Source organism: Mojavia sp. (assembly GCF_059505145.1).
Map to the genome: position 1 here is coordinate 74646 of NZ_JCACKA010000053.1, position 26768 is coordinate 101413.

Annotated in this window: 23 protein-coding genes and 1 pseudogene; 7 read left to right on the forward strand and 17 right to left on the reverse strand. The window is 41.5% G+C overall.

What is annotated here, in order from left to right:
• Positions 1–25: 25 nt before the first annotated feature.
• Both AC5JL8_RS10735 and AC5JL8_RS10740 read right to left on the reverse strand, forming a co-directional pair.
• Complete coding sequence (locus AC5JL8_RS10735; protein ID WP_495879762.1) at positions 26–841, reverse strand: ion transporter; 816 nt, start codon at positions 839–841, stop codon at positions 26–28.
• A 57-nt stretch (positions 842–898) separates the two neighbouring features.
• Positions 899–2182 carry a TIGR00341 family protein gene (locus AC5JL8_RS10740; RefSeq protein WP_495879763.1) on the reverse strand — a complete coding sequence of 428 codons (1284 nt, stop codon included), beginning with the start codon at positions 2180–2182 and terminating at the stop codon, positions 899–901.
• Positions 2183–2694: 512 nt separating this feature from the next.
• Between AC5JL8_RS10740 and AC5JL8_RS10745 the strand changes: the two genes are divergently transcribed.
• Complete coding sequence (locus AC5JL8_RS10745; protein WP_495879764.1) at positions 2695–3654, forward strand: S-layer homology domain-containing protein; 960 nt, start codon at positions 2695–2697, stop codon at positions 3652–3654.
• A 109-nt stretch (positions 3655–3763) separates the two neighbouring features.
• On the opposite strand, the gene AC5JL8_RS10750 is transcribed toward AC5JL8_RS10745, so the two are convergent.
• Together AC5JL8_RS10750 and AC5JL8_RS10755 are read right to left on the reverse strand one after the other, a co-directional pair.
• Entirely contained in the window at positions 3764–4024 is a 261-nt protein-coding gene (locus tag AC5JL8_RS10750) for a hypothetical protein (RefSeq protein ID WP_495879765.1), read from the reverse strand.
• Between the two features lie 82 nt (positions 4025–4106).
• A complete protein-coding gene (locus AC5JL8_RS10755; RefSeq protein WP_495879766.1) occupies positions 4107–5297 on the reverse strand; it encodes a M48 family peptidase in 1191 nt (396 codons plus the stop codon).
• A 277-nt stretch (positions 5298–5574) separates the two neighbouring features.
• On the opposite strand from AC5JL8_RS10755, the pseudogene AC5JL8_RS10760 reads away from it, so the two are divergent.
• From AC5JL8_RS10760 to AC5JL8_RS10775, 4 genes and pseudogenes are all read left to right on the forward strand, one after another.
• Positions 5575–5679, forward strand: a pseudogene (locus tag AC5JL8_RS10760) (glucose-1-dehydrogenase); the annotation flags it as partial.
• A 27-nt stretch (positions 5680–5706) separates the two neighbouring features.
• On the forward strand, positions 5707–6423 hold the full coding sequence (locus AC5JL8_RS10765; protein ID WP_495879767.1) for an NADPH-dependent FMN reductase: 717 nt from the start codon (positions 5707–5709) through the stop codon (positions 6421–6423).
• Between the two features lie 49 nt (positions 6424–6472).
• A complete protein-coding gene (locus tag AC5JL8_RS10770; protein WP_495879768.1) occupies positions 6473–6970 on the forward strand; it encodes a quercetin 2,3-dioxygenase in 498 nt (165 codons plus the stop codon).
• 60 nt (positions 6971–7030) lie between these two features.
• Positions 7031–7729, forward strand: coding sequence for a type 1 glutamine amidotransferase (locus tag AC5JL8_RS10775; RefSeq protein WP_495879769.1), 699 nt, complete (start codon positions 7031–7033; stop codon positions 7727–7729).
• 281 nt (positions 7730–8010) lie between these two features.
• Here the strand turns inward: AC5JL8_RS10775 and egtD are convergent, their stop codons facing one another.
• The 5 genes from egtD to AC5JL8_RS10800 form a co-directional block, all read right to left on the reverse strand.
• Positions 8011–9027, reverse strand: coding sequence for an L-histidine N(alpha)-methyltransferase (egtD, locus tag AC5JL8_RS10780; RefSeq protein WP_495879770.1), 1017 nt, complete (start codon positions 9025–9027; stop codon positions 8011–8013).
• A gap of 155 nt (positions 9028–9182) precedes the next feature.
• The gene (locus AC5JL8_RS10785) at positions 9183–11891 is read right to left on the reverse strand and encodes an MGH1-like glycoside hydrolase domain-containing protein (protein ID WP_495879771.1); all 2709 of its coding nucleotides are present in this window, start codon (positions 11889–11891) and stop codon (positions 9183–9185) included.
• A gap of 272 nt (positions 11892–12163) precedes the next feature.
• Positions 12164–12559, reverse strand: a complete 396-nt coding sequence (locus AC5JL8_RS10790; protein WP_495879772.1) for a hypothetical protein — start codon at positions 12557–12559, stop codon at positions 12164–12166.
• 3 nt (positions 12560–12562) lie between these two features.
• Entirely contained in the window at positions 12563–12961 is a 399-nt protein-coding gene (vapC, locus tag AC5JL8_RS10795; RefSeq protein ID WP_495879773.1) for a type II toxin-antitoxin system VapC family toxin, read from the reverse strand.
• Positions 12948–13160 carry a type II toxin-antitoxin system VapB family antitoxin gene (locus AC5JL8_RS10800; protein WP_495879774.1) on the reverse strand — a complete coding sequence of 71 codons (213 nt, stop codon included), beginning with the start codon at positions 13158–13160 and terminating at the stop codon, positions 12948–12950. Before AC5JL8_RS10800 ends, vapC begins: the two co-directional genes overlap by 14 nt.
• Positions 13161–13295: 135 nt before the next feature.
• Between AC5JL8_RS10800 and AC5JL8_RS10805 the strand changes: the two genes are divergently transcribed.
• Positions 13296–13643, forward strand: coding sequence for a hypothetical protein (locus tag AC5JL8_RS10805; protein WP_495879775.1), 348 nt, complete (start codon positions 13296–13298; stop codon positions 13641–13643).
• Between the two features lie 328 nt (positions 13644–13971).
• Here AC5JL8_RS10805 and AC5JL8_RS10810 read toward each other — a convergent pair whose 3' ends face one another.
• Positions 13972–15462, reverse strand: a complete 1491-nt coding sequence (locus tag AC5JL8_RS10810) for a catalase (RefSeq protein WP_495879776.1) — start codon at positions 15460–15462, stop codon at positions 13972–13974.
• A gap of 292 nt (positions 15463–15754) precedes the next feature.
• Positions 15755–17722 (reverse strand): amylo-alpha-1,6-glucosidase, encoded by a 1968-nt coding sequence (locus AC5JL8_RS10815; protein WP_495879777.1) that lies wholly within the window; start codon positions 17720–17722, stop codon positions 15755–15757.
• 832 nt (positions 17723–18554) lie between these two features.
• On the opposite strand from AC5JL8_RS10815, the gene AC5JL8_RS10820 reads away from it, so the two are divergent.
• Positions 18555–22109, forward strand: a complete 3555-nt coding sequence (locus AC5JL8_RS10820) for a WD40 domain-containing protein (protein WP_495879778.1) — start codon at positions 18555–18557, stop codon at positions 22107–22109.
• A gap of 373 nt (positions 22110–22482) precedes the next feature.
• Here the strand turns inward: AC5JL8_RS10820 and moeB are convergent, their stop codons facing one another.
• From moeB to AC5JL8_RS10850, 6 genes are all read right to left on the reverse strand, one after another.
• Positions 22483–23655, reverse strand: a complete 1173-nt coding sequence (gene moeB, locus AC5JL8_RS10825) for a molybdopterin-synthase adenylyltransferase MoeB (protein ID WP_495879779.1) — start codon at positions 23653–23655, stop codon at positions 22483–22485.
• Between the two features lie 66 nt (positions 23656–23721).
• Positions 23722–24180: a M67 family metallopeptidase gene (locus AC5JL8_RS10830; protein ID WP_495879780.1), complete on the reverse strand. Its 459-nt coding sequence runs from the start codon at positions 24178–24180 to the stop codon at positions 23722–23724.
• Positions 24180–24542, reverse strand: coding sequence for a four helix bundle protein (locus AC5JL8_RS10835; RefSeq protein ID WP_495879781.1), 363 nt, complete (start codon positions 24540–24542; stop codon positions 24180–24182). The genes AC5JL8_RS10830 and AC5JL8_RS10835 overlap by 1 nt, the downstream gene beginning before the upstream one ends.
• Before the next feature lie 168 nt (positions 24543–24710).
• Positions 24711–25421: a carbonic anhydrase gene (locus AC5JL8_RS10840; RefSeq protein WP_495879782.1), complete on the reverse strand. Its 711-nt coding sequence runs from the start codon at positions 25419–25421 to the stop codon at positions 24711–24713.
• Positions 25422–25626: 205 nt separating this feature from the next.
• Entirely contained in the window at positions 25627–26355 is a 729-nt protein-coding gene (locus tag AC5JL8_RS10845; RefSeq protein ID WP_495879783.1) for an ABC transporter ATP-binding protein, read from the reverse strand.
• 183 nt (positions 26356–26538) lie between these two features.
• Positions 26539–26763, reverse strand: coding sequence for a ferredoxin family protein (locus AC5JL8_RS10850; RefSeq protein WP_495879784.1), 225 nt, complete (start codon positions 26761–26763; stop codon positions 26539–26541).
• Positions 26764–26768 lie beyond the last annotated feature (5 nt).

Sequence of the window (26768 nt, forward strand, 5' to 3'; positions counted from 1 at the left end):
CCTCATTCATTAATCTTTGCTAACGTCATCGCTCTGAACTTTGATGCAATAATTCTTGAATTTCCTGCCGCAATGCTACGATTTCACCCTGAAGCACTTGAATCGATTTCGCTCCAGCTAACTCTGCTTCGTCATCATCGGCATCACGACCAATAAAGAATGTTGCTAGAGTTGCAGTAACGTAGCCAAACACGGCAAACGCATACAACGCTAAGAAAAAACAAAGCACCCGACCTTCAGGGGTTTTAGGCCAATACTCAGAACCCATTGTTGTTATGAGCATTGCTGTCCACCATAAAGCAGTGCCGTAGTTATGTAGCCCTGATTCTATAGGCACTTCATTCTCAAACGCATACATCCCTGCTGCTCCGATTAAAGTAACAATCATTGTTAATGCCACAACATAACCAAACCCTCGACGGCTAATACTTGCTGAGAGAACTCGCATTCCTCGGTTAGCACGAGTCATAACTCGCAACAGTTGTAGTCCTCGCACAGCCCGTGCTGTTCGGAGTATTTTGATGACTCGGATAATCCGAAAAGTTCGCAGCGCTGGCAAAAATAGAGAAATAGCTGTTAGCCAGCTGCTTTTGATGTAGGAAATTTTATGAGGAGCGATCGCTAGTTTCAGGAGAAAATCTAATATAAAAATAATCCAGATAGTGATGCTAACGGCTTCCAGTAAAGAATTTAACCCCCAGATGATTTCGATGATGAATAGTGCTAACCATACAAAGCCCAGCACCAGCATTGGAGTTTCTAACCAATCTTCTAACTGTTGCAAGACTTCGTTACGTTCTTTTTCTAGGGCTTGTTTTTCTAAAAGCTTTGAACTACTCATAGTATTAATTCGTAATTCGTAATTCGTAATTTAATGTCGAATTTTAGAGAATTGATTTTATTGTTTACTAGCAGGGGTTTCTAGTACGCTAACATCCACTAAAGGTGTGACGTTAAAATCCTGTTTCAATAATTGAGTTTGAATTGATTGGGTAAGGCGATCGCGAATTTCTTCACTAGAGGCTGTAACTTCCGGTTTACGCTGCACATAAACAACAGATAGCAGGGTATCCTGACCTTCAATATTGGCTCGTGTGAAGCGCACATTCGACTCGACTAATTTTGCTAAACCAACTTGTTCCACAGTTTTCTGGACTTGGGCGTTGGCACGTTGGGCACGACTAGAGCGTTGTAAATTGGGAGAATTAGAGAACTGCCAAGTTAGTAAACCTGCCAATGCTATGACAGTGATCACCAAGGCAGAAAAGAATACCCGTTTTTTACCACGCTGATAGCGAGTTCCTTGAGCAGACAGCCCGAACATTCGGAACAAGAGGGATGCTGAAAAATTAATGCCGCATAATTGCAAAAACAGTAAGAATAGCCCCGAAATTGCCATATCCCACCTGCCAATTGCACTTGCCATACCCACAATTCCCGCAGGTGGAGCTAAAGAAGCGGCAACTAACATCCCCGTTGCTGCCCCAGATACTAAACTACTCCGTTCTGATTGCACTAAGTTGAGCGCCCCTGCTGCTCCGGCTGCCAATGGCAAAAGCACTGCCACTGCTGAAACCTGGCTGCTTCCTACCATTAAACTGGTGGGAATTTCTTGACGCAGTATCAGGCTAAGTAGCCAAGTAGTGACAATTGTGACTGCTAAAGCTGCAAAATACCGTAAAATACTCCGCCCCAGGAGTTTGCGATCGCCCCATGCAGTAGCGATCGCCGTATTCATTGCCGGGCCTGCAAACGGTGCAATCAGCATCGCTGCTACTAGTAGGTAAGCTGTATTAGTATACAAGCCAATCCAGACTACAAAGCCTGCCAGTGCTGCATAACCAAGAAAACCTCGCCAAGAGCCAACGCTTTGCAAACCGGAAAGAAAAATCTCAATTGGACTGCGTTCTTCCACATCCACAACTTGTTGCGGTGCTTTCGACGCAGGGGGTTGCAGAGTCATCACACCAGTTGGTATGAGCGTGATCTGTACTTTGGGCAAGTCTTGCAATTCCTCTAGGACTTTCCCAACTTCTCGATTAGAAACGTGAACAATCACTACATCAATCGGTTCTTCTGCATTTCCTTCAAAGCGTGAAAGATTTGAGCCGTTATGAGATTTGGCGATGTCAATAACTGCTTTTCCGTTTCCCCGTGGCACTTGGATAATGAGTTGACGCATTTTACCCCCTGGCGCTAACCATCTTGCTTTTTAAGGCGATAACTCTACTACCCAAAGAAATACTTTTTTTAAATGTATCTCATACATACTCAAGTAATACTTGATTTTTATCCGTAAAGTTGGTAGAGATTCGTAAAATAACTGATAATTGAAGCAGTAAAACAGGTTATCAAGGAAAATTTTATTTGATTAAGGTATCGTTTGAGATTTAAACTAAATCTAAATAGTGGAAAACCTGTGGAGAACTCTGCTAAATTTTTCTTCTCGAACCCAAACTTGAGACTTTTACTACCTAAATTGAAAATTATTCGATTAACATGAGCCGTTATTAAAAAATTGACGATTTTGTTATTTGAGAATGTTGCGTTATCTATAACTAAAGGAATAAGTCTAATCACCCAAAAGTAATATTTTTCGTTGTGGGATAGATTTATCCACTAAATCTCCACTATTTATTAATAACCATTGAAGTATTAGAAAATTAATTATTTAAAAAATAGGAGGCATAGATAATGACGCGGTTAACTCAGTTAGCATCAGCAGGCGTATCTTTACTAACTTTAAATTTAATAGTACTTGCAGTTGGAGCATTAGATACTTATGCTCAATCTTCCCCTGCAACTACCTTTAGTGACGTTCAACCTAGTTACTGGGCGCAGCCATTTATTCGGAGTTTAGCTGCAAGAAATATAGTGACTGGGTATCCTGATGGTACATTTCGACCAGAACAGGCAGTAGACCGGGATGAATTTGCAGCCATCATTCGTCAAGCTTTTGACCAACCGCCAATTCGTCAGATAGAAGGTGGTGCTGTATATAAAGATGTTCCTGCTAACTATTGGGCTACTCGTCCCATTGAAGAAGCATATCAGCAAGGATTTATGACAGGTTATCCTGGTGGTTACTTCCGTCCAAATCAATCTGTTACCAAGGTTGAGGCTATAGTTGCTTTAAGCAAAGGTTTGAATCTAACTGCTGGTACATCAGCAGTTACTGTACCCATAACCACGCAGAGTGCAGTTCCTCAACAAAGCACACGCAGAGCCACAAAAAGACCTATTTTCTTACCGCTTGCAATTACTAGTTTGATGCAGCCTTTATTAATACCAAAAGCCCAGGCTGCACCAGCTAATGCTGTGACTCCTTCAACACCTTCAACAACTGATCAACAGGCAGTGGCAGCGAATCTTAATCGTCCTGCGTCATTTATTATTACTAATACTTATGCAGATGCCAATAGAATTCCCCAATATGCTGTAGGAGATGTAGCAGCAGCAACCAAAAAAAATATAGTGGTGAATTATCCAAATCCCAAAGTTCTTAATCCCAGTAAACCTGCCACTAGAGGAGAGATTACAGCTTTAATTTATCAAACTTTGGTTGCTCAGGGAAAAATAGAACCACTTGCTAATAATTCGCCTGCCAATAAATATATTGTTCGTGCTGATAGTAGCAATCGAAATGCTCAATAACTGTGATTTATCGAAGGAAACAATCGCTAGTTGGATTAATTGTAGAGCCTGGTCTTACTCTTAAGATTTTGATATCCCGAAAATATTTTTGCAACATAACTACCTAATGTTAATCACTGTCTTGATTTCCTGGTGTTTCAACTTGTAATTTGTTACCCTCTTTCTTAACTGAAAAGTCAGGCTCGCTTTTGCTGTTTTGAGCAAGTCCAGCAGCGCCAGCAATTGCCGTACTTGCTAGACCCAAACCAGCAGACGATTTTGCATCATTAGTATTTGGAGAAAATAAAACCGCAACACCAATTACAGCTCCAATGCTAGCCATAAACATAGGGGTTATAGCTCTAATTACTTCTGGGGTGAAAGATTTCATATAAGTTCAGTTATATAGTTGGTTTTTATCTAGAACTAAATACTTGCTAGACAACCTCGATTCCAGAATTTATATCCAATCTCTAATTTTTTCCTGATGCTAACTTTTGTAACCATCCCTGAGCTTCTTTGTATAACTTGAACTTATTTTCATGAGCGCGAAACTCAGGAGTGTGAACCATTCTTCTACCATTCACCCACTTCGTACCGTGGTACTTGTGCAGTAGTTCGTGATATAACACAAACTCAATTACAAACTCAGGTATATTGGCATTATCAAGAGTCAAGCTCATCACCACTCTATCTCTAGCTGGTTCATAGTGCCCAAACTTGCGGTAAGTATTAATCTTGCTCCATGCTAGGCGAGGTTTAGCAAGAGTTGCAGCAAAATATTCATGGTTGAGTTTGTTAAATAACTCATCCAGGTTATAAAACTTACCTTGGGGATTTTCGGCGATTACTTCAACAATTAAATCAAGTGTTAGCAGTACATTGCTGTATTCTTCTGAACTAGCAAATGCCCTAATAATTTGTGTATTATCTTGACTCTTGCCAAAAAGAGCAGTTTTTACCAAAGCTTGCAAAACTTCATCTGAGGCATTGATGAACCCTTCACTAATCATGAGATTGGCAGCGTTACCATTTCTTTTACCTTTGTATAATCCTGGTAAATTAATAAATGCGATCGCTATTTTTACCGACTCTTGACCATGTGTCATCAAGATTTCTTTGGCGATTTGCTGCACACGAGAAGTAGTTTTAAGGTGAAGTTGCAAATTATATTCATCAGTTAAAAACTTCATCCAAGAGAAAATTTGACGCGATGAACGAGTCAGATTTGCTGGCGTTGCTTGTTGGTTAGAGCATATTCTTTCAATTGTTGTTACTGTTCTTACCAAATTTTGAGTTAGTTGCTGTATTTCAACAGAATTTAGGGTGGGAGATGAGGCAACATTAACAATACTCTGCAAAATATAATCTTGTTGTGCTTTGATGTTCTGAATGCGGATACTCTCAACGTGCGTTTGAGTTGGATGACTAGAAGTAGTAGGCAAGTTTTTTAAATCAATATTTTTAAGAAAATAGTAAGCCTCACGGGATTGTTTTGGTAGATGATGAGGAGTTATTTTCGCTTCAGCGCATAACCGCTCAATAGTTGCAACTGAGCTTGTAATAAATTGTTTGAAATCAGCAACCTTTTGAGGCGATATCCCAGTTTTTAATTTTTCTTGTGCTGTTTGAGCAGTTTTCAAGATTCCGCGAATTTTTATCATGCTGTTTTCTGCTTTTGCAACCCATATAAACTTGTGAGGTCTTAGCTACCAAGAGACTAAGATAAACCAATACGATTAGGAAATGCTTCGCTATCTGAGCGGCTTGAGCCAATCGTTTATTTCTTGTGCTAACCAAGTGCATTCAGAGATAGCGGTTTTGCAGAATTTCTCCGGCTGACCAGGAGTAGTTTGCCTGATTCATGTCCTCAGTATAATCGTACAATCTTAAACATAGTTACGATGGTAGAACGTCGCATATTGGCAGTAGTCCATACAGTCTAATGTGGCCCCAGGAGTAATAAAAACCCCCATTAACGCTAAATTGTTGAATGATCCAGAAAAGTTGGGAGCGCTGTTACAAAATATTCCTCTTGGTCGTTTGGTTAAGAACAGTAGAGAGAACAAAACTATGCTAGATGCATCCCTATTTATCCCTGTGATTCTCGGTACTCCTCGTAAAGGTCGCCAGAGTGAGTATGTTGCAAAATTTATTGTTGAGCAGGTAGCAGCCCGCGATCGCCTGGAAACCGAACTGATAGATATTAGAAATATGGCGATCGCTACTGATGATGCAGGTGAATCTATCAAAGACCCTCAGTTTTCTGCAACCATCGAACGCGCAGATGGATTAATCATTGTTGCACCAGAATACAATCATGGCTATCCTGGTTTACTCAAACACGTACTTGATACCTGCCTAAAAGAATATATCCATAAAGCTGTCGGGCTGTGTGGTGTTTCGTCAGGGCCTTTTGGTGGCACAAGGGTCATCCAAAACTTATTACCTGTAATGCGTGAGTTGGGGTTAGTAACTATTTTCTATGACCTCAACTTTAGTAATGTTCAAAAACTGATTGATGAGTCAGGCAATTTAATTGATAAACCAACTTATATTCGGCGCATGGAAAGGTTTATGGACGAATTAATTTGGATGTCAACTGTTCTGAAATATGGGCGGCAAACAGTTAGTCTAGAAAAGAAAGATACTACCCAAACTCAAGTTAATCTTCATGCAAACAAGCCTTGCCCAGAAATGGCTACTCGCATGAATGCAGATGTAATGGACACTGTGCTTCAAGTCGGTGTATGTCCAGAGACTGGCAAGGTAGAAGCTAACTTGGCTTGAGAGAACGTATTAACAACAAAGACAGTTATATCTAAGGAAGGAAATTGCAATGACAATTAATCTGCAAGGAATATTGCAGCAGCCAGGACAAGGTTCCTCATACTGGGTACTTGGGGACTTGTATACTTTTAAAGCCTTGGGCGAAGATACTGGTAAAGCCTACGCCTTAGTTGAGATTATCGTTCAACCCCAAAGCGGCATACCACCTCACATTCATAGTCACGAAGATGAAGCTTTTTATATTCAAGAGGGAGAACTAGAATTCCAGTTGGATCAACAGACGGTTGTTGCGACTGCTGGCACTTTTCTCCATTCTCCCAAAGGTCAACTCCACAGATATGCAAATATGGGGTTAAAACCTGCTAAATTACTGTGTTGGGTGACGCCAGCAGGGTTAGAGAAGTTTTTTATGGAAATAGGTGTGCCAGCAATAGATATAACCCACTCACCTACTGTCAGTCCCGCAGACATCGAAAAAGCGATGGCAACTGCCCCAATTTACGGACTCGAAATTATTTCCCCACCTAATGAAATTTCGCACATATAGCCCAACGCATAGACAGAAGATAACAATTCAAAATTCAAAATTCAAAATTCAAAAATAAATATGAAAATCCATTACTTACAGCATGTACCCTTTGAAGGACTTGCCAGCATCGAAAGGTGGGCAGTTAATAAAAATCACTCTTTATCAGCAACCAGGTTCTATGCTAATGACTCTTTACCTCAAGTTGATGATGTGGATTGGGTTGTAGTGATGGGTGGGCCAATGAATATCTATGAAGATAACAAATATCCTTGGTTGACTGAAGAAAAACGATTTATTGAGCAGGCAATCAAGAAAGATAAAACAGTTCTTGGAATTTGTCTTGGCTCACAGTTAATCGCAGATATTTTAGGTTCAAAAGTATATCAAGGGCAATATAAAGAGATTGGTTGGTTTCCTATTGAGATTACAAACGAAGCCAAGTCTTCGACTATATTTGATGAGTTACCGCGGCAATTTACAGTCTTTCACTGGCATGGTGACACATTTGACTTACCGCAAGGCTCAACTCGATTAGCTTACAGCGAAGCTTGCCAAAATCAGGCGTTCATCTATGGCAAAAAGGTGTTAGCCTTACAGTTTCATCTTGAGTCAACTAAAGAAAGTGTTCGTCAGATTATAGAGAACTGTGCAGATGAATTGATTGAGGATAAATATATCCAGAAGCCGGAGGAAATGCTGGCGATGGATAATAATTTTGTCGAGATTAACACTATCATGGATAGCTTACTAAACAACCTTTACCGTCAAGATAAGTAGAAGAGCAAAAAAAATTATTTATTGTTTATTGACCAATAGTTCCTTACCTTAATGGTACAGAGCAAGCAAATTTATCTGTGGAATCAATCCAAAATCTAAAATCCAAAATTGTTTGACATCCTGCGGTTAGCTGCAACATTGAATTTGTACGCAGGATATCTTAATTTGAGTGACTGTTACAGTCAGGACTTACGCAAAATTATGAAAAAACGAACCGCAAAGAACACAAAGGACACTAAGTTATAAGAGTTTCAGAGAGTTATTGCGTAAGTCCTAACAGTTTACGGACACTCATTATTTATACATTGGCGTTGGCAAAGTAGTAAGCCAAACCACGCTTGAGGATCAGTCCATACTTGTAATGCTTGGAAGGCGTGGTTCTCTAAAACAGAGATTAAAGTTGGTATGTAAAACTTACGGGAAATTTCGGTGCGAATAGTTTCTCCTGCTTGAAATGAAACTTCAAAATCTAAAGCTTCTAGCACTGCGGTTTGAGTTTTCAGGCTACGAAGATGCATTTCAATTTGGTTTTCTACCCGATTATAAAAAGCTAAGTGAGCAAATTGGTCGATGACGAAGTTACTTTGAAAACGTTGATTGAGATGGCGTAAGATATTGAGGTTAAAAGCGGCGGTTACTCCTTGAGAATCGTTGTAAGCTGCTTCGAGGATTTCTATTGGTTTTTGCAGATCTACTCCTAAAAGAAAGAATTCTCCAGGTTTTAAGGCTTGTTGAACTTGAGTTAGGAATTTATTGCATTGTTCCTGATTCAAATTGCCTAAAGTACTTCCTAAAAAAATGAGCATCCGATTTTGTAATTCAGCAGGGGGAAGCTGTGCTAATGCTTGCTCATATGTTCCTGCTAAACCACAAAGCTTTAATTTGGGATATTGACGTAGCAAATCTAAAGCGGTGGTTTTAAGAATGCCAGCACTGACATCAATTGGATAATATTGTAGTTCTTGATTGATTTGGCTGTATGCTTCTAAGAGCAGACGAGTTTTGCGTGAACTACCACTACCTAATTCGATTAAATGACAGGAGCCTGTCATTTGAGCAATTTCTAAAGCGTAATTTTCTAAAATTGCTTGCTCAGTGCGAGTAGGATAATATTCTGGCAAGTCACAAATCTGCTCAAATAATTCTGAACCTCGGTCATCGTAGAAATAACGGCATGGCAAACTTTTAGGAGTTTGATTCAGCCCTTGAATTAAATCTGCACTTTCATCAACTGATGCGATCGCAGAATTCAAATTAATCCAACGAAGGCGAGAATTCTCCTTTTGTTCAATCTTCAATTTATTTGCCTCCTTTAATTGGGTTATGTTTTGATTTACAGCCACAACGAAGAGTCCTGAGTTAAAAGTACTAAGTTTTGAGCAAAAGATTTATTACTATATTCACTCAAAGCTCAATACTCAACACTCAGCACTATGAGTTGATTTTTACTTCCTTATACTAAGGCGATCGCCTCATTTTTTTTATCTATCTCAGGTTTCTGATTTTGTCCTTCATACTCAGCAAATTGCTGGATCAATTTAGCAACCAAACCTGTCCATCCAGTTTGATGGCTTGCTCCAATTCCGGCTCCGTTATCGCCATGAAAATACTCATAAAAAAGAATCAAATCTCGCCAATGCGGATCGGTTTGGAACTTTTGTGTATTACCATAAACGGGACGTTGTTCAGAGGAATTTTGCAAGAAAATTCGGGTTAGTCTCTGAGATAGTTCACATGCAACTTCCCAAAGCGTCATCATTTTACCAGAACCTGTAGGACATTCGACTTGGAAATCATCTCCTAGATAATGATGAAGCTTTTGTAGGGATTCAATTAGTAGGAAATTCACCGGAAACCAGATGGGGCCGCGCCAGTTAGAATTACCACCAAATAAACTACTGCTAGATTCAGCAGGTTCATAATCTACGCAAAATTTGGCCCCATCGACATCAAAAATATAGGGATGTTCAGCATGAAACCGAGAAAGCGCCCGGATGCCGTAGGTTCCGAAAAACTCATTTTCATCGAGCATTTTTTGCAGAATGCTTCTGAGTTTATCTTGTGAAACAATTGCCAGCAATCTTCTTGCGCCCACCCCTTTAGTTACCATACAAGCGACATTTTGCTTCAAGTCAGGTCGGTTTTTGATGAACCATTCTAGGCGCTGTTTAAAGCCGGGAAGCGCTTCTAAGGTTTCTGGTTCAATGGTTTCAATTGCAAATAGGGGAATTAGTCCCACAATTGACCGGACTTTTAAAGTAATCTGTTGCTCCGGTAAATGCAGTACATCGTAGTAGAATCCATCTGCCTCATCCCATAAACTAACTTCTAGTTCGCCAATTTTGTTCATGGCATTGGCAATATAAAGGAAATGCTCAAAGAATTTTGTGGCGATGTCTTCGTAAACAGAATTGGTTTTTGCCAACTCTAGAGCGATCGCCAACATATTTAGGCAATACATCCCCATCCAGCTGGTACCATCAGATTGATCGATGTGTCCACCTGTGGGTAAAGTAGCGCTGCGGTCAAATACACCGATATTATCTAAACCGAGAAATCCTCCCTGAAAGACGTTATTACCTTCAGTATCTTTGCGATTCACCCACCAGGTGAAATTGAGCATCAACTTTTGAAATACCCGTTCTAAAAACTTGCGGTCAGACCGTCCATACATCTTTTGTTCAATCTTATAAACGCGCCAAGTTGCCCAAGCATGAACAGGCGGATTAACATCGCTAAACTGCCACTCATAAGCAGGAATTTGTCCGTTTGGATGCATATACCATTCCCGCGTTAAAACGTCCAATTGATACTTGGCAAAATCAGGGTCAATCATTGCCAAAGGAATAGTATGAAATGCCAAATCCCAAGCAGCAAACCAGGGATATTCCCACTTGTCAGGCATGGAAAGGATATCTTCATTGTAGAGATGGAACCATTCCCGATTTCTACCTTTTTGACGTTCTGGAGGAGGTGGTGGTGTATTGCGATCGCCCTTGAGCCAATCTTCTAAAATGTAGTGGTAAAATTGCTTGCTCCAAAGCATCCCAGCAAATGCTTGTCGCTGCACATTTCGCATATCTTCACTGAGTGAAAATGGCGTAATGCGCTGATAAAATGCATCTGCTTCTCGTTGCCTATCTAAAAAGATGGCATCGAACTCTTTACCAAATGGTTCAGCTAAATTCGGCACATCGCACAAGCGTAATCTAATAGTTTTAGTTTCCCCTGCGCCAACGGTTAACAAATAGTCAGCAGAGGCTTTCGTGCCAACTTTATCAGGATTTACTGCTTCTTTTATTCCATCCACTATGTAATCATTAATGCCATCTTTAACATAGGCAGATGTATTAGCAGAACCAAACAATCGCTGATTATTTGTCTCATTTTCTGTAAATAGTAGCTCGTTTGCTGCCTCACAATACAGCCATCTGCCTCCTAAAGTTGGATGAGATGCGGCAATAATTTGCCAATCATTACCTGATTTAACTTGTTTAAGAATAGGTTTACTGTTATCTCCATTCCAACACCAAGTATTGCGAAACCAGAGAGTAGGTAATAGGTGCAGTGTTTTTACTTCTGGCCCTCGATTGACTACTTTAACTTGGATGAGAATGTCTTCAGCATTATGTTTAGCATATTCAATGAAGACATCAAAATAGCGATTGTCATCAAATATACCTGTATCTATAAGTTCAAATTCTGGTTCTTGGCGATTTCTGCATTGATTTTCGGCTAATAATTCAGAATAGGGAAAAGCTTTTTGAGGATATTTGTACAATGCCTTCATATATGAATGAGTCGGGGTACTGTCCAGATAAAAGTAATAATCTTTGACATCTTCCCCATGATTACCTTGGCTTCCTGTTAGTCCAAAAATTCTTTCTTTGAGAATACAGTCTTCACCATTCCAAAGCGCGATCGCAAAACAAAGACGCTGGTGGTTATCAGAAATACCAGCAATACCATCTTCGCCCCAACGATAAGCACGGGAACGAGCCTGTTCATGAGTGAAATAGTCCCATGCAGCACCATTTGGGCTATAGTCTTCTCGTACTGTACCCCACTGGCGATCGCTCAAATAAGGCCCCCATCTGCGCCAATGAGCTTTATGAGTCAAAGCTTCTTCTAATCTGATTTCTTCCTGAGTTGGAGTTGTCATAATTCGCTCCACCTTGTGTTTTTCAACACCTTAATTCAGTTAATTTTTATTTGGAGTATCTCTTTCTCATCCTAGATGATGCTGAAGTATTGATACGCAAAGGTGCAAAGACGCAAATTTGAATTTTGAATTTTCAATTGGTATTACTTCATTAAAATGCAGATTTGGAGAATTCATTGAAAAACGAGCGATCGCTCAAAGCGTAGCACTCAAGGCGATCGCCAGTTTAGAACATTAATTCAGCAGATACCGCCTCGAATGAATTCCGAGTTTTATAGCGAAATCTCATAGTAAGGTAACGGATTTTGCCCTGCGCCCATTAGCCAACGCGCATCGGGTTTCCAATTATCCGATCGCAGCCGTTCCCCTACAATTGCGGTATTTTTGTAATTGAATGTCTCTAATAAGGCTTTTTTCTCCGTGAACGAGGCTTTTATCCTCGTGAACGAGGCTTTTATCCTCGTGAACGAGGCTTTTTTCTCCGTGAACGAGGCTTTTTTCTCCGTGAACGAGGCTTTTAGCTCCGTGAACGAGGCTTTTAGCTCCGTGAATGAGGCTTTTAGCTCCGTGAATGAGGCTTTTAGCTCCGTGAATGAAGCTTTTGTCTCCGTGAATGAAGCTTTTGTCTCCGTGAACGAGGCTTTTAGCTCCGTAAATGAGACTCTCAAGGCTCAAGGTTGGAAGCGAAGGTGTTGGAACGATAGCACTTGGGCAATTGTCTCAAAATCGCGATCGTTATGAATCAGAAGTAGATTATTTTCCAGTGCAGCTTGAGCGATGCAGCAATCAATTGGGCTGCGAACCGTCAGTCCTTGGCGGCGCAAGTCATAGTAAATGCGAGCAGCGGCCTGCCAGGAATGAGGTGTGGGTTCAATGTAATCTTGTGTTTCGAGGTAAGTGGAGAGGAGAGTCCACTCTTGCTCGTTTAAACTCCCTTGAAGCAATTCCAACTGAGTGAATCGGGTGAGAAAAACTTCACGAGCGGCAATCAGAGTTTCAAGCTGTTGACGAACTTGACCGCTGCGATTGCGGAACACGCCGATCCAAACCGATGTATTAATCAGCAGCATGACGAGTTTCGCGCAGAGCTTTATGGTCGAAGTCCGGGGCAAACTGAATTTGTCCGGCGAGGTCGAGAAGATTTTTCTTGCGACGCGATCGCACAAATTCTTGCAGCGCTAGGCTAATTAGTTCTTCTTGGTTGGAAATCTTAGTAAGCTGTAAGGCTTCATTGAGAAGAGATTCGTCCAGATTGAGAGTAATTTGCATAAGCTGACTATGGGAGAATTAGCTTCAAGCGCAATTGGTCTTAAATCTATCGTATCTTTTCGAGAAACTTGATATCACGTTTAACTAGCGCAGTATTGTACTTTATATTAATCTCAGTGACTTCTACCATTCGCCATGTCTAACCCATCACCTGCTGAACCTCAACCAAAGCCACTCAGCGAATTTGAATTAGAGTTGCTCAAAGAAGAATACTTTTTTATCCAAAATACTATCGAGGACTACAATCAGCAGATTTGGGTAATCATAGCGCTGGGAATTACGGGGACTGGGGCTGTTTTAACATTGATGATACAGCAGAAAGCAAATGCAAGTGCGATAAGCGTTAGCTATGCCGTCAGGCTTATCGCTCTCATTGGTTGTGCTATACCTGCATTTTTCTGGATTTTAGAAAGTCAATGGAAACACTTTCAGCGCGGTTTCTATCCCCGTGTGTATAAGATTGAGTCTATTCTTACTAATTAGTGTGGTTTTAAGGGCCCTGGTATTTACGGTAGCTGGACTCATGCTTTTAAGCGGATCGCTACGCCGAAACGTCAAGGCTATCTCTGGGATGGGTTATTAAATAGAAGTGTTTTTATCAGCTATGTGCGAGAAATTGGTTTTTTGTTGTTTATGGCTGCGATCGCCCCTACCATTTGGAAATAATCAACACTGTCAACAAAAAAATACGCGATTTCCTTACAGAAGCCGCGTATCTGAATTAGTTAATATCAGCGAGATATAACAAATTACCTTTTATCCCCATTCGTAATAACGAATTACGAATTACGAATTACGAATTACGAATTATTTACACCCCAACCGCTTGACCAGACTTTGGCATCATCGATGGATCAATCGCAATTCCCAAACCTTGTGCCACACGACGGCCGTAATTCATATCTGCACGGAAGAAGTGGCAGAGTTGGCGCATCTGAATATCACTTCGTGCTTGACTCAAACTGCCCACAATGTTTTGGATGAGACGCTCTTGTTGATCGGGTGTCATGAGTCGATAGAGATCGCCGGCTTGGGTGTAATTGTCATTTCCTGCACGGTGATCGAAGCGATCGGCTTTGACGTTGCCTAAGTCTAAAGCTGGCTCTGCATAAGCACAATTTTGTTTTGGCGCGTTCTCATAGCTATTAGGTTCGTAGTTGGGTGCATTGCCGCCATTGTTACCCAACGCCATAGCACCATCGCGCTGGTAGTGCATTACTGGACACTTCGGTTGATTGACTGGCAATTGCTGATAGTTCGCACCGATCCGATAGCGGTGAGCATCAGGATAAGACATGATGCGAGCTTGCAATACTTTATCTGGAGAGAAGCTGATACCAGGAACGACGTTAGAAGGAGAAAATGCTGCCTGCTCAACTTCAGCAAAGTAGTTTTGCGGATTGCGGTTGAGTTCGAGAACACCCACATCTATCAAGGGATATTCGGAATGCTTCCAAATTTTCGTTAGGTCAAAAGGATTATCCCGATGACGTGCTGCTTGTTCTTCAGTCATCACCTGAATGCAGACTCGCCACTTCGGATAGTCGCCGCGCTCGATCGCTTCAAATAAGTCACGGGTTGCATGGTCTGCATCTTCTCCCTTAACCCGTACTGCTTCTTCTGCGGTAAAGTTTTCAATGCCCTGGATGGTTTTGAAATGAAACTTGCACCAAACCCGTTGTCCTTGGGCGTTGATCAGGCTGAATGTATGGCTACCATAGCCGTTCATGTGGCGATAGGTTTTGGGAGTACCGCGATCGCTAAATAGAATCGTAACTTGATGCAGAGCCTCTGGACTGAGTGACCAGAAATCCCACATAGCGTTGGCATCTTTGCAATTCGTTTGCGGATTACGCTTTTGCGTATGGATGAAATCAGGAAACTTCAGCGGATCGCGGATAAAGAAGACTGGCGTATTATTACCTGCCAAATCCCAGTTACCTTCTTCTGTATAAAACTTGACTGCAAAGCCTCTGGGGTCACGTTCGGCATCGGCTGAACCTTTTTCGCCTCCCACTGTAGAGAATCGGAGAAGAACCTGGGTTTGCTTACCAATCTCTGAAAAAACTTTGGCTTTACTGTAACGAGTAATGTCTTGAGTGACAGTGAAGGTGCCAAATGCAGCGGCTCCTTTCGCATGAACAACCCGCTCAGGAATTCGTTCTCTATTGAAGTGAGCTAGCTTCTCCATCAAGTGAAAATCCTGCATTAGCACAGGGCCACGCTCACCTGCTGTCAAAGAGTTCTGGTTATCCGCAACTGGAATACCATCAGCGGTTGTCAATGTTTTGGGGTCTGCCATACTGGGTGATTTCTCTATTAATTTACTAGGACGTCGCAATATCTATCTGTTTAGGAAGCCGAGCTTGAACTAACTCATCAACAGGGGATTTAAATGTAGTCGTTATGAGTTTGCTTTGTTATCGTAGTCGAAATGACTTCAACTTGACAACCCTTAAAGCAGAGATTGCAATGAACTGTAATATTTCCCCATTCCTGAAAAGGAACTCGCGCCACCAGTATCTGCTTGAGAATGGGATTTGGCAGAAAAAAACAGAAAAATTTTAAGAAAGTGATTGCAAATCTTATGCCTCTTAATTACGAATTGTCGCTAACCAAGCGCGCAAAACTTCTGCAACCGTCCAAGCTTGGGCAATACATCCCCGTGGAGTCATGGGAGGATCGCCATCAAAAATTTCGCTGAGGCTACCAAGCCCATGAGCCGTGAGATGATTGGCCATGGGCTGGAGAAATTGGCGAGCTTGTTGAGGATTTTGATAAACGCGTAGATGAGCTAGAACAAACGGGCCTAATAACCAACCCCAGACTGTTCCTTGATGATAAGCTCCATCTCGTTGATACTGATCGCCTCCGTAAATTCCTTGATATTGGGAATGATTGGGAGCAAGCGATCGCAATCCATGAGAAGTTAGGAGCATTCGCCCACAAGCATCAACTACATCCTTTTGTTGAACAGGCGAGAGGGGACTTTCTAGTAATGAAACTGCAAATATTTGGTTAGGACGCAAGGATGCATCATTGCCATCTGGACTGTCTATAACGTCATAGCAATAGCCTGTTTGCTGATTCCAAAAGCGAGAAAAGTTGCTTAAGCCACGATCTGCCATTGCCTCATACTCTTGATGTGGTTTACCAAGCTGTTGAGCAAACTTTGCCATTGACCGTAGCGCATTATACCACAGGGCATTTACTTCGATGGGCTTACCAATCCGGGGCGTGACTACCCAATCTCCAACTTTGGCATCCATCCAGGTAAGTTGTACACTTGTTTCCCCGGCGTAGAGCAAACCATCAGTTGCATCGAGGTGGATGTTGAAGCGTGTACCGCGAAAATGGCAATCAATGATATCTGCAAGTACCGGAAATAGTTCGTTAAGCAAATCATCATCGCCTGTGGCACTGTAGTAAGCGCGGACTGCTTCAAAGTACCATAAAGTAGCATCAACTGTATTATATTCTGGTTGCTCACCTGCATCAGGAAAGCGATTTGGTAACATTCCCTGGTCTACATACCGAGAAAAAGTGCGAAGAATAGAGCGTGCAACCTTTGGACGACCAGTAGAAATTGTCAGACCAGGTAGACTAATCATGGTGTCGCGTCCCCAGTCGCTAAACCAGTGATAACCAGCAATAATACTTTTGCCGTCGCTATCTTCTGGTACTGAACGATTGACAATAAACTGATCAGCAGCGAGTATCAAGTGATTAATCCAAGTGGGTGAGTCTTTAGATTGTAGAGGTTCGAGCAGTTTTTGCTCATAAGTGCGACGTAGGTTGATTGCTGCTTCACCATTCAAATCTGGTTGCTTTTCTGTACTGGCAACAAACGTAAGTGATTCTCCAGGTTGGAGTGTAACTTCAAAGCTAGCAGCGTGGAGGTGGTCTTCCTTGTCGTTCAGTCCGCGATAACGTTCAACCGCCAAGTCAAAGCCATAATACCAATGGTGGACGGGAGCAGCATCGCCTTTGTCACTTAGTAAATATAAGGGTACAGCACCTGGATAAGCAGTAATAGAAATTCCTTGCGTAACTCGATTAACACTCATCTGCCAACCATTACTTTGGGTATCACCATGATAATCGCGGTAGTTGACCATTGCTTTGAGCGTCAACTTTAACGGTTGGGTAGCACGACGCAGGAGATATTGTACATAAGTTGTGTTAGCTGCCTGCTGCATCCACACGCGTTTTTCTAACAAAGCATCAGCCAAGGCAAAACGCCAGGCGGGAATTGTCCCTTCTAAAGAAAAACTTTCGATGTGTCGATAACCTTGAGGACTGACAATCCCATCCACCCAACGGTTTGTGTGTAAAGAATAAGAGCGTCCATCATATACGGCAGTTTCATCAAGTTTGGCCAGCAACAAAGTGCGGCCCAGAGGTGGTTTCAATGCCGCTACCAATAAACCGTGATAGCGCCGGGTAAGTAAACCTGCAACTGTGCCAGAAGCATAACCACCAATACCGTTGGTAACTAACCATTCTCGTAACTCTGCGATATCGAGATTACCGCAGATTTCTCGTCCAAATTCAATACACATAACTCAATATACTTCCTTGAAATTGATATTTTGGAGTATTGATTATGAAACCTATGATGTGCTAAAAGTTTTATCAAAAGTTGACAAGAGCGCAAGTATTGCACAATCCACGTTAAATATTAACTCCCAATCAGGCTGATAAGTAGTGGAGATAATTAAACAAACGTATTACAGCATCGACTTGCTTCTAGCACTGGGTCGGCGTGGGGTCAGTCTATCGACGCAATGGCAAACCAAGGCTGCTGATCAAAGCAGATTGATGGCAGCTTGTTGAACTGAGAAAACTTCGTAGTTGAAAAAACTCAGCTAAAGAATTTGGATGATCACTGACTTTTTTGCACTAGGATAATGTGATTTATAAATAAAATTTTTTAATATATTAAATCGTATATTAACTGTAGTTAATAAAGACAAATTTTTAGTTATTTTTAATTTGATTAAAAATATATCTTTACGAACCTTGCTATTTTTGCTTTTTGTATACAATATTATATTTTAACTCTTATATAAAACTCCTATTTGATTTTTGCGGAACTAGGTACACATTTATTCCTTCTTTCCTGTTAAGAGTTCCCTGTCTCTACGAGCGATTCAGGAATCAAATCGGATTGCTATAATCTTCATTTAATTAGCCTGCGTAAAAATACTGGTACTATATAAAATAGTTAATAATATAACAATGGACTTAAGTGATACTGTTTTAGCGTGAGAAAAAATCATAAAAAATCAGGTAAATAATTAAAAAGTGAATCACTAAAGTAAATAGACTTAAAATCAGCTTTATAAAGTAAACCCCATAACCAATACTGGGATAATCTATTTTTGACAACCTGTGGGAGCCATAGATTTGACTTTTGAGCAAGCAATGCTGATTTTAGACATAGCTTTACAGCAAAAGCATTTAACTAACATTCAAGAGTTAGTGCTCCGTCAGTCGTGGGAAGGATACACTTATGCACAAATTGCAGAAAGCTCAGGTTATGACGATGATTACATCCGAGATGTAGGTTTTAGGTTATGGCAGACGATCTCAAAGGCACTAGGAGAGAATGTTAATAAAAGTAACATCAAATCTGTCTTGAGACGGCGTTATTCGAGTCTCTCGCCAGTAGAGTTAGAAGCTTATACCACCGCCCCTAAAGGGAAGCAGCGTCAAGACTGGGGAGAAGCAATTGATGTCTCTATCTTCTATGGACGCAAGGCCGAACAGGCAAAGCTGCAACAATGGATTATTAATGATAAATGCCGTTTGATAGCGCTGTTAGGTATGGGGGGTATTGGTAAAACAGCTTTATCTGTGAAATTGGCAGAACAGTTACAGGGCGAGTTTAATTATGTAATTTGGCGCAGTCTCCGAAATGCCCCACCAATAGTTGATCTTTTAAGGGAAATAATTTTATTTGTTTCCGATCAGCAAGAAGTGAATCTGCCAGAAACTGTAGACAAACAAATTTCTTGCCTGATGAAGTATTTACGCTCCCAACGTTGTCTGATTGTACTGGATAATGCCGAATCGATTTTGGAGAGTGGGAAAAGATCCGGTCGCTATCGTTCGGGATATCAAGAATACGGTCACCTTTTCAGGCGAGTGGGAGATGAACGCCATCAAAGTTGCCTAGTATTCACCAGCCGGGAGAAACCAAGTGGTTTCACAGCAAGGGAAGGAGCAACTTTACCCGTGCGATCACTGCAACTAACTGGTCTACCGCAAGCAGAAGCACAGCAAATTATCACAAGCAAAGGACTGGTGCATTCTGCGACTGAATACGACAACTTGATTCAGCGCTATACAGGTAATCCCTTGGCTTTGAAAATTGTAGCAACCACAATCCAGCGGCTATTTGACGGGGATGTTAGGCAATTTTTGCAGCAAGGGCCTATTGTTTTTGGTGATATTTGGGAGATTTTAGAGCAACAATTTAATCGCTTGTCTGCTAACGAAAAGCAAGTGATGTACTGGTTAGCAATCAAACGAGAATGGGTGAAGCTAACGCAATTGCAAGAGGATATCGTACCCAAAATATCCAAGCGAGAATTGCTAGAAGCGTTGTTATCTCTGCAAGGGCGATCGCTAATAGAACAGCATTTAGCTGGCTATAGCCAACAACCTGTAGTCATGGAATATGTGACTGACAAACTAATTAAACAGATTTGCCGTGAAACAATAACTGGGGAGATTGAATTATTTAATACCCATGCATTAATTGAAGCTACTGCTAAAGACTACGTTAGAGAAAGCCAGAAGCGGGTAATTTTAAAACCTATATTAAACAAGTTAAAAACTAGCTTGAGAACCTCAGCAGCAATTGAACAACGGTTAAAAAAAATCATTGCTAGATTGCGCGATAATTTTTCAGCAATACCAGGATATGGTGGTGGTAATGCAATCAACCTGCTACGTCAGATGAAAGTTGATTTGACGGGCTACAATTTTTCTGGCTTAACGATTTGGCAGGCTGATTTCCAAGGCGTTAATCTGCATCAAGTCAACTTCAGAAATACCGATATCAGGAAATCAACTTTTACTGAAGCTATAGTTAATGTCCTGTGGGTAGAATTCAGTCCAGATGGTAAATTGCTGGCTACTGGCGATGCCAATGGCGGAGTGCGGTTGTGGAATGTCATAGATGGTAGACAATTACAGAATTTTGACGGTCATATTGGCTGGGTTCGGGTAGCAACCTTCAGTCCTAATAGTCAAACTCTTGCAAGTTGTAGTGATGATGGCATCATCAAACTCTGGGATGTCAGCACAGGAATGCTTTTGCACACTTTAGAACAAGATAATGTACGTTGCTGGTCTGTGCGCTTCAGTTCGGATGGAACTCTGCTGGCTAGCGGTAGAGCAGATAACATCATCAAGCTCTGGGATGTCAGTAGCGGTCATTGTCTGAAAACATTGCAAGGACACACGGATATGATCCGCCAAGTTGCCTTTAGCAAAAATGGCGCAATTCTGGCAAGTGCAAGTCTCGACACAACAGTGAAGCTATGGGATGTTAGCACGGGTGAATGCTGGAAAACTTTGCAAGGACACACTCAAGCAGTTTGGTCTATTGCTTTCAGTCCAGATGGGCGTACCCTAGCCAGCGGTAGTAAAGATAACACCGTAAAGCTATGGAATGTGAACACAGGTGAGTGCTGGAAAACTTTACAAGGGTCGCAAATTGAATTTGTTTGGTCGGTTGCCTTTAGCCCCGATGCTCAAATTTTAGCGATCGCCAAAGAAGCGTCTTCAATTAGTTTTTGGGATGTGCAAACAGGACAATGCATCCAAACTTTGTCTGGTCATACAAGTCGTGTTTCCTCAGTGACGTTTAGTCCAGATGGGCGGTTTCTGGCCAGTGCTGCTGAAGACCAAACTATCAGGTTATGGGAGGTTGCTACCGGACGATGCATCAAAACTTTTCAGGGATATCCAAGTTTTGTTTGGGCTGTAGCCTTCAGCCCAGATGGAGAGTCTTTAGCTGCTAATACAAGCCAGTTAGTTAGATTGTGGGATATAGCCACTGGCAAGTGCTTAAAAACTTTCCATGGGCATAGGAGTAATGTGACAGCCCTGGTCTTTAGTTCTGATGGACAGACTCTTTTCAGTAGCAGTCTTGATCAAACAATCCGCGTCTGGCATATAAGTAAAGGCCAAGGTCTGAGAACATTAGAGGGGCATACAGGTTTTATATTTTCATTGTTTTATAGTCCCGATGGTAAAACTCTGGCTAGTGGCAGTGCTGATAGTACGATTAAGTTATGGGATGTAAAAACTGGACAATGCCTAAAAACTTTACAGGAACATACAGGTTTTATATTTTCATTGTCTTATAGTCCCGATGGTAACACTCTGGCCAGTGGGAGTGCTGACAGCACAATTAAACTATGGAATGTCCCAACAGAAAAAATTATTCAGGAATTCAAAGGGCATCAGGGTTGGATTTATGCGATCGCCTTTAGTCCAGACGGTCACACACTGGTTAGTGGTGGTATAGATTTAACTCTCAAGTTATGGGACATTAAAACCGGGGACTGTCGGCAAACTTTGTCGGGACACAGCAAAATGATAACCAGTGTCAAATTTAGCCCCCAAGGTGATCAGGTTGTTAGCGTTAGCCAAGATTTGACGATTAAAATTTGGGATGTTCATACGGGCGAATGTCTGAATACACTTCATGGACATACAAATTGGATCTGGGACATCGCCTTTGACCCTAACGGACAAATCTTTGCTACTGGTTCTCAAGATGAGACGGTTAGGCTTTGGGATATAACTACAGGAGAGTGTTTGCAAATTTTGCGATCGCCCCGCCCTTATGAAGGAATGAACATTCAAGGTGTAATAGGTTTAAGTAAAGCTCAAAAAGCGAGTCTGAAAATTCTCGGAGCAGTGGAGTGAGTGCTGAGTCCTGAGTCCTGAGTCCTGAGCAAAGAAGTAAAGAATTTATACCAATTCTCTAAAATTCGGCAACAGCTTCAAACCTAGAACTCTAGATGCTATTCATTAATTCGTAGCGAATTTACCAGGACTTACGCAAAATTATGAAAAAACGAACCGCAAAGAACACAAAGGACACTAAGTTATAAGAGTTTCAGAGAGTTATTGCGTAAGTCCTATTTACTTTAAAAATACTCTGCGTTACTCCGCGCCCCTCTGCGTTTAAAAAAGCTACGAACTTATTCCAAGCGGTACTAAATTTAGTTAAAAAAATGGGGATGATGAAACATTCACCTAATCCCCTCTGTTTTATCTTTGCACTTTGTAGTTCGCTTTAATATTCAGGAACTGACGGATCGACTTCCCGACTCCAAGCGGTAATTCCACCTTTGACGTTTGTTCCGGCAATACCAGCTTCTTTGAGGATGCCAAGGGCTTTTGCCGATCGCCCGCCCATCTTACAATGAGCAATTAAGCGATGACCATTGAGTATTTCCTTTACCTTGTGAACGCCATCCCCATTTTCAATATCTGGCAATGGCACTAATACGGAGCCAGGAATCTTTGCAATTTCATACTCATGGGGATTGCGGACATCTAACAGCACGAAATCTTTCGCACCGCTATCCAGCAACTGTTTTAACTCCGTTACAGTCATTTCTTGAATTTCCATCTGCTGTTTCGCCTCCTCTGCCTTAGCTTGTGGGATACCGCAGAATTCTTCATAGTCTACCAGCTTTTCAATCACTGGGCGGATGGGGTTGGGACGCAACTTCAACTCCCGAAACTTCATGTCTAAGGCGTTGTATAGCAGCAGTCGCCCGCTAAGAGTATTACCCTGCCCAATAATAATTTTGACGGTTTCTGTGGCTTGAATTACGCCGATAATTCCTGGCAATATTCCTAGCACTCCACCTTCTGCACAAGAGGGAACCATTCCTGGTGGTGGTGGTTCGGGGTACAAGTCACGATAATTGGGCCCACCTTGGTAGTTAAATACAGTGGCTTGCCCTTCAAAGCGGAAAATTGAACCGTAGACGTTGGGCTTGTTGAGTAGCACACAAGCGTCGTTGACGAGATATCTAGTGGGGAAGTTATCGGTTCCATCCACGACAATATCATAAGGCTCTAAAATACTCAGAGCATTTTCGGAACTGAGGCGAGTTTCATAGAGATCAACCTGACAATAAGGGTTAATTTCGAGAATTCGCTCTTTGGCCGATTGAATCTTGGGTTTACCTACCCAGGATGTACCGTGAATAACTTGGCGTTGCAAATTGGAAGTATCGACGACATCAAAATCAACAATACCGATGCGTCCGATACCGGCGGCTGCCAAATATAACAGTAATGGCGCACCTAGTCCACCTGTACCGATACACAGTACACTGGCAGCTTTCAGCCGTTTTTGTCCCTCCAGCCCAACTTCTGGCAAAATTAGGTGGCGGGAGTAGCGTTCGTAGTCGTCTTTTGTCAACTGGATTTCATCCAGATTGGGATTGAGCATAGCAGTTTAATGTGGAGAGCGGACTATTAATCGTAGCGAAAAATGATATCCGTATATATCAGTTGTTTAAATTATGTTTTTAATTGCTTCTGGTTGGAACTGATGACTATCATCAAGACTCCAGCTTTGAAGTGTGGTGGCTTTGCCATTTTGAACGGAAACTATTATATACGAGTATTCTGGCCAAGCATAGAGGCGATCGCATTCTGAGGGAATAGCGGGATGATCGGGATGGGAGTGGTAAATACCAATAATATTTAGTGAGCGATCGCGTGCTTTTGTTTGAGCTTGTAACATAAATTGAGGTGCGATCGCATATCGTCGCCTTTGACTCTCTACGCCATCATTTGGAAAATCAACTGTTGCTTCTGTGTTCCAGGCGTTTTCTGCTGGCATAACTTCTACTACAGTTTTGCCTTCACTGCCCAGATGACCCAGTATTATACCGCAACACTCGTCGGGATAAGCGGTTTCAGCATGGGTACGAATGATTTGCAGGTGTTCTGGGAGGAGTTGGAGAATCATCAAAAATTCCGACTCAGCTTGTCAATAAAATAGTCAAGCAGTTCTTTGACTTCCACTACATGGCTGATTAGGCGATCGTAATCGGATGATGCGAGCATATTTAACTCATAGCAGAGCAGAAGGTAATATTCCACCTCAATTGTTGCATCCTTTGCCAATTCAAGATAATCAACTTGTTCTTGGTGATCATCTTCGCGATCGCATCCCTGAGCAATTTTAATCGGAATAGCAGCACAAGCTAAACGAATTTGTTGCGTTAATCCTAGTAACTCCTCTTCTGGAAAAGTTTTAGTAACCTCATAAACTGCAACTGTCAGTTCATGGGCTTTTTCCCACTCTTTATTTTCTCTGAAGTCTGTCATTTAGATACTGATATCCCTGAAGAATTTATAGTGTGAGCAATGCCCACTTTATTACTATGCCACTAATTGTTAAAAAGATTTCTTAGATTATCCGTCAAAACTCAACAACTCACTACAAAACAAGATTTTTTGTAGCAATTTAAATATTTACAGACACAATAGCCAAATTCATTTAATAATATTAACTTTGCCAGTGTTGATATCGTAACAAGCACTAACAATTTTTAGTTTGCCTACACTAATTAGTTTAGCTAATATCGTTGAGCTTTTCTGCAACTGTTCAGCTTGATATTTAATGTTAGCTGTTACCGCATTTACATAAATATTGCCAGTACTTAAATTTACTTGAGCTAGGGCTGGTTTGATGCCCTCAACAACAAAGTTAATTTTGCCAGGGTGTGGTTCATTTTTGATAGCCTCTACCACTGCACCGCAACTTATATGGCCCAAAACTACAACCAATTGCGAACCTAACACAGCGGTAGAATATTCTAGACTACCTATAATCATGTCACTAGCTACATTACCAGCCACTCTGACGACAAATAAATTTCCCAGCCCTTGATCGAAGATGATTTCCGCAGGTACTCTAGAATCTGCACAGCCCAATATTGAAGCAAAAGGATACTGAGCTTTAGTTAGTAATCGTAGGCGTTCTAGTGATTGATCGGGATATTGCCGTTGCTGAAGTAAAAATCTTTGATTACCATCCAATAAACGTTTTAAAGCTTGATGAGGATTTACTGGATAAACATCAGCAACTGCAACTTGTTGTTTACTCCACAGTAGGCTACCGCCAAAACTAGCAGATGCAATACCGACCAAACCTGCCAATTTCAAGAAATCACGACGTCCTACAAATCCGTTAATTCGAGCCATTAATTTACCTGACAACAGTTTCGTCGTTGCCAGGAAGATATCAGAACTCAGCAGGATCTAAGAGTACCCTACTACACGGTTTAACAGTCATTTAATCATTAATAAAGAGTGCTGAGTGCTGAGTGCTGAGTGCCTAGTTGTGAGTAGTGAGGAGTCTAGTTTTCTGCACTGCTTCCCCAATGCCCAATGCCCAGTCCCCAATCCCTTAATGACCCTTCCCTGCGCCTAGATACAGTTCCCCCACTTTAGGGTCATTTAATAATTCTTGACCAGGCCCGGAGATGGCATCGCGTCCAGACTCCAGTACATAACCACGATGAGCCATTTCCAGTGCTTTACGGGCATTTTGTTCTACCAGTACAATTGCTGTACCTCCCTGGTTAATTTGCTGAATCTGCTCAAACACTTGTGTAACTAGGATGGGCGATAAAGCAGCAGAAGGTTCATCCAAGAGTAATAAGCTAGGTTCCAACATCAAAGCTTTGCCCATAGCTAGCATTTGACGTTCTCCTCCAGAAAGAGTGCCAGCACGTTGACGACGGCGATCGCTTAGTCTGGGGAACATGGTAAATATTTTATCTTTCAACGGTTTAAGGGGAGTATTAAGTACAAACGCCCCCATTTCTAGGTTTTCTTCAATACTCAGCGAGGGGAAGACATTGGCAATTTGCGGTACATAGCACATTCCCCTTTGAACTATTTGATTTGACTTAAGCCCAGCAATATTCTCACCTTTAAAAGTAATTGTGCCTGTATGGGGTGTTAAAAGTCCAAAAATAGTTTTCGCCAAGGTAGATTTTCCAGCGCCGTTAGGGCCAATCACTGTGACTAATTCTCCCGGTTCTACCCGGAAATTTACACCTTGCAGGATATCTACATCTTTAATATATCCAGCGTGAACATTTTGAACTTCTAGCAAATAGTTATTAGTCATTAGCCAATAATTAATTAGTTAATAGTCATTAATCAATTAAAAAATAAGTCTAGATCACAGAAGGATAAACCATGAAGCAATATAGATAAAATCCATAACTATTTGTGAATAGATAGGCCTTTCATCTTCATGCTTCATCCTTTATCCTTCTCCTATCGCAGACGCTGTGCGAATACGTTTCAGTTAGGGTGTTTTTTGCAATTCGGGTCTTTCTTCAGGAACAATCGCTCCTTCAACTGGGCAAACTTGGATACATATACCACAATCAATGCAAGTGGCAAAATCAATCCAGTACCAATCAGTTCCCTTGACATTCTTGCCTGGGCCTTCGTGAATGCAAGCTACTGGACAGGCATCTACGCAGTCAGCAATGCCTTCACAGACATTAGTAACAATTGTGTGTGGCATATTCT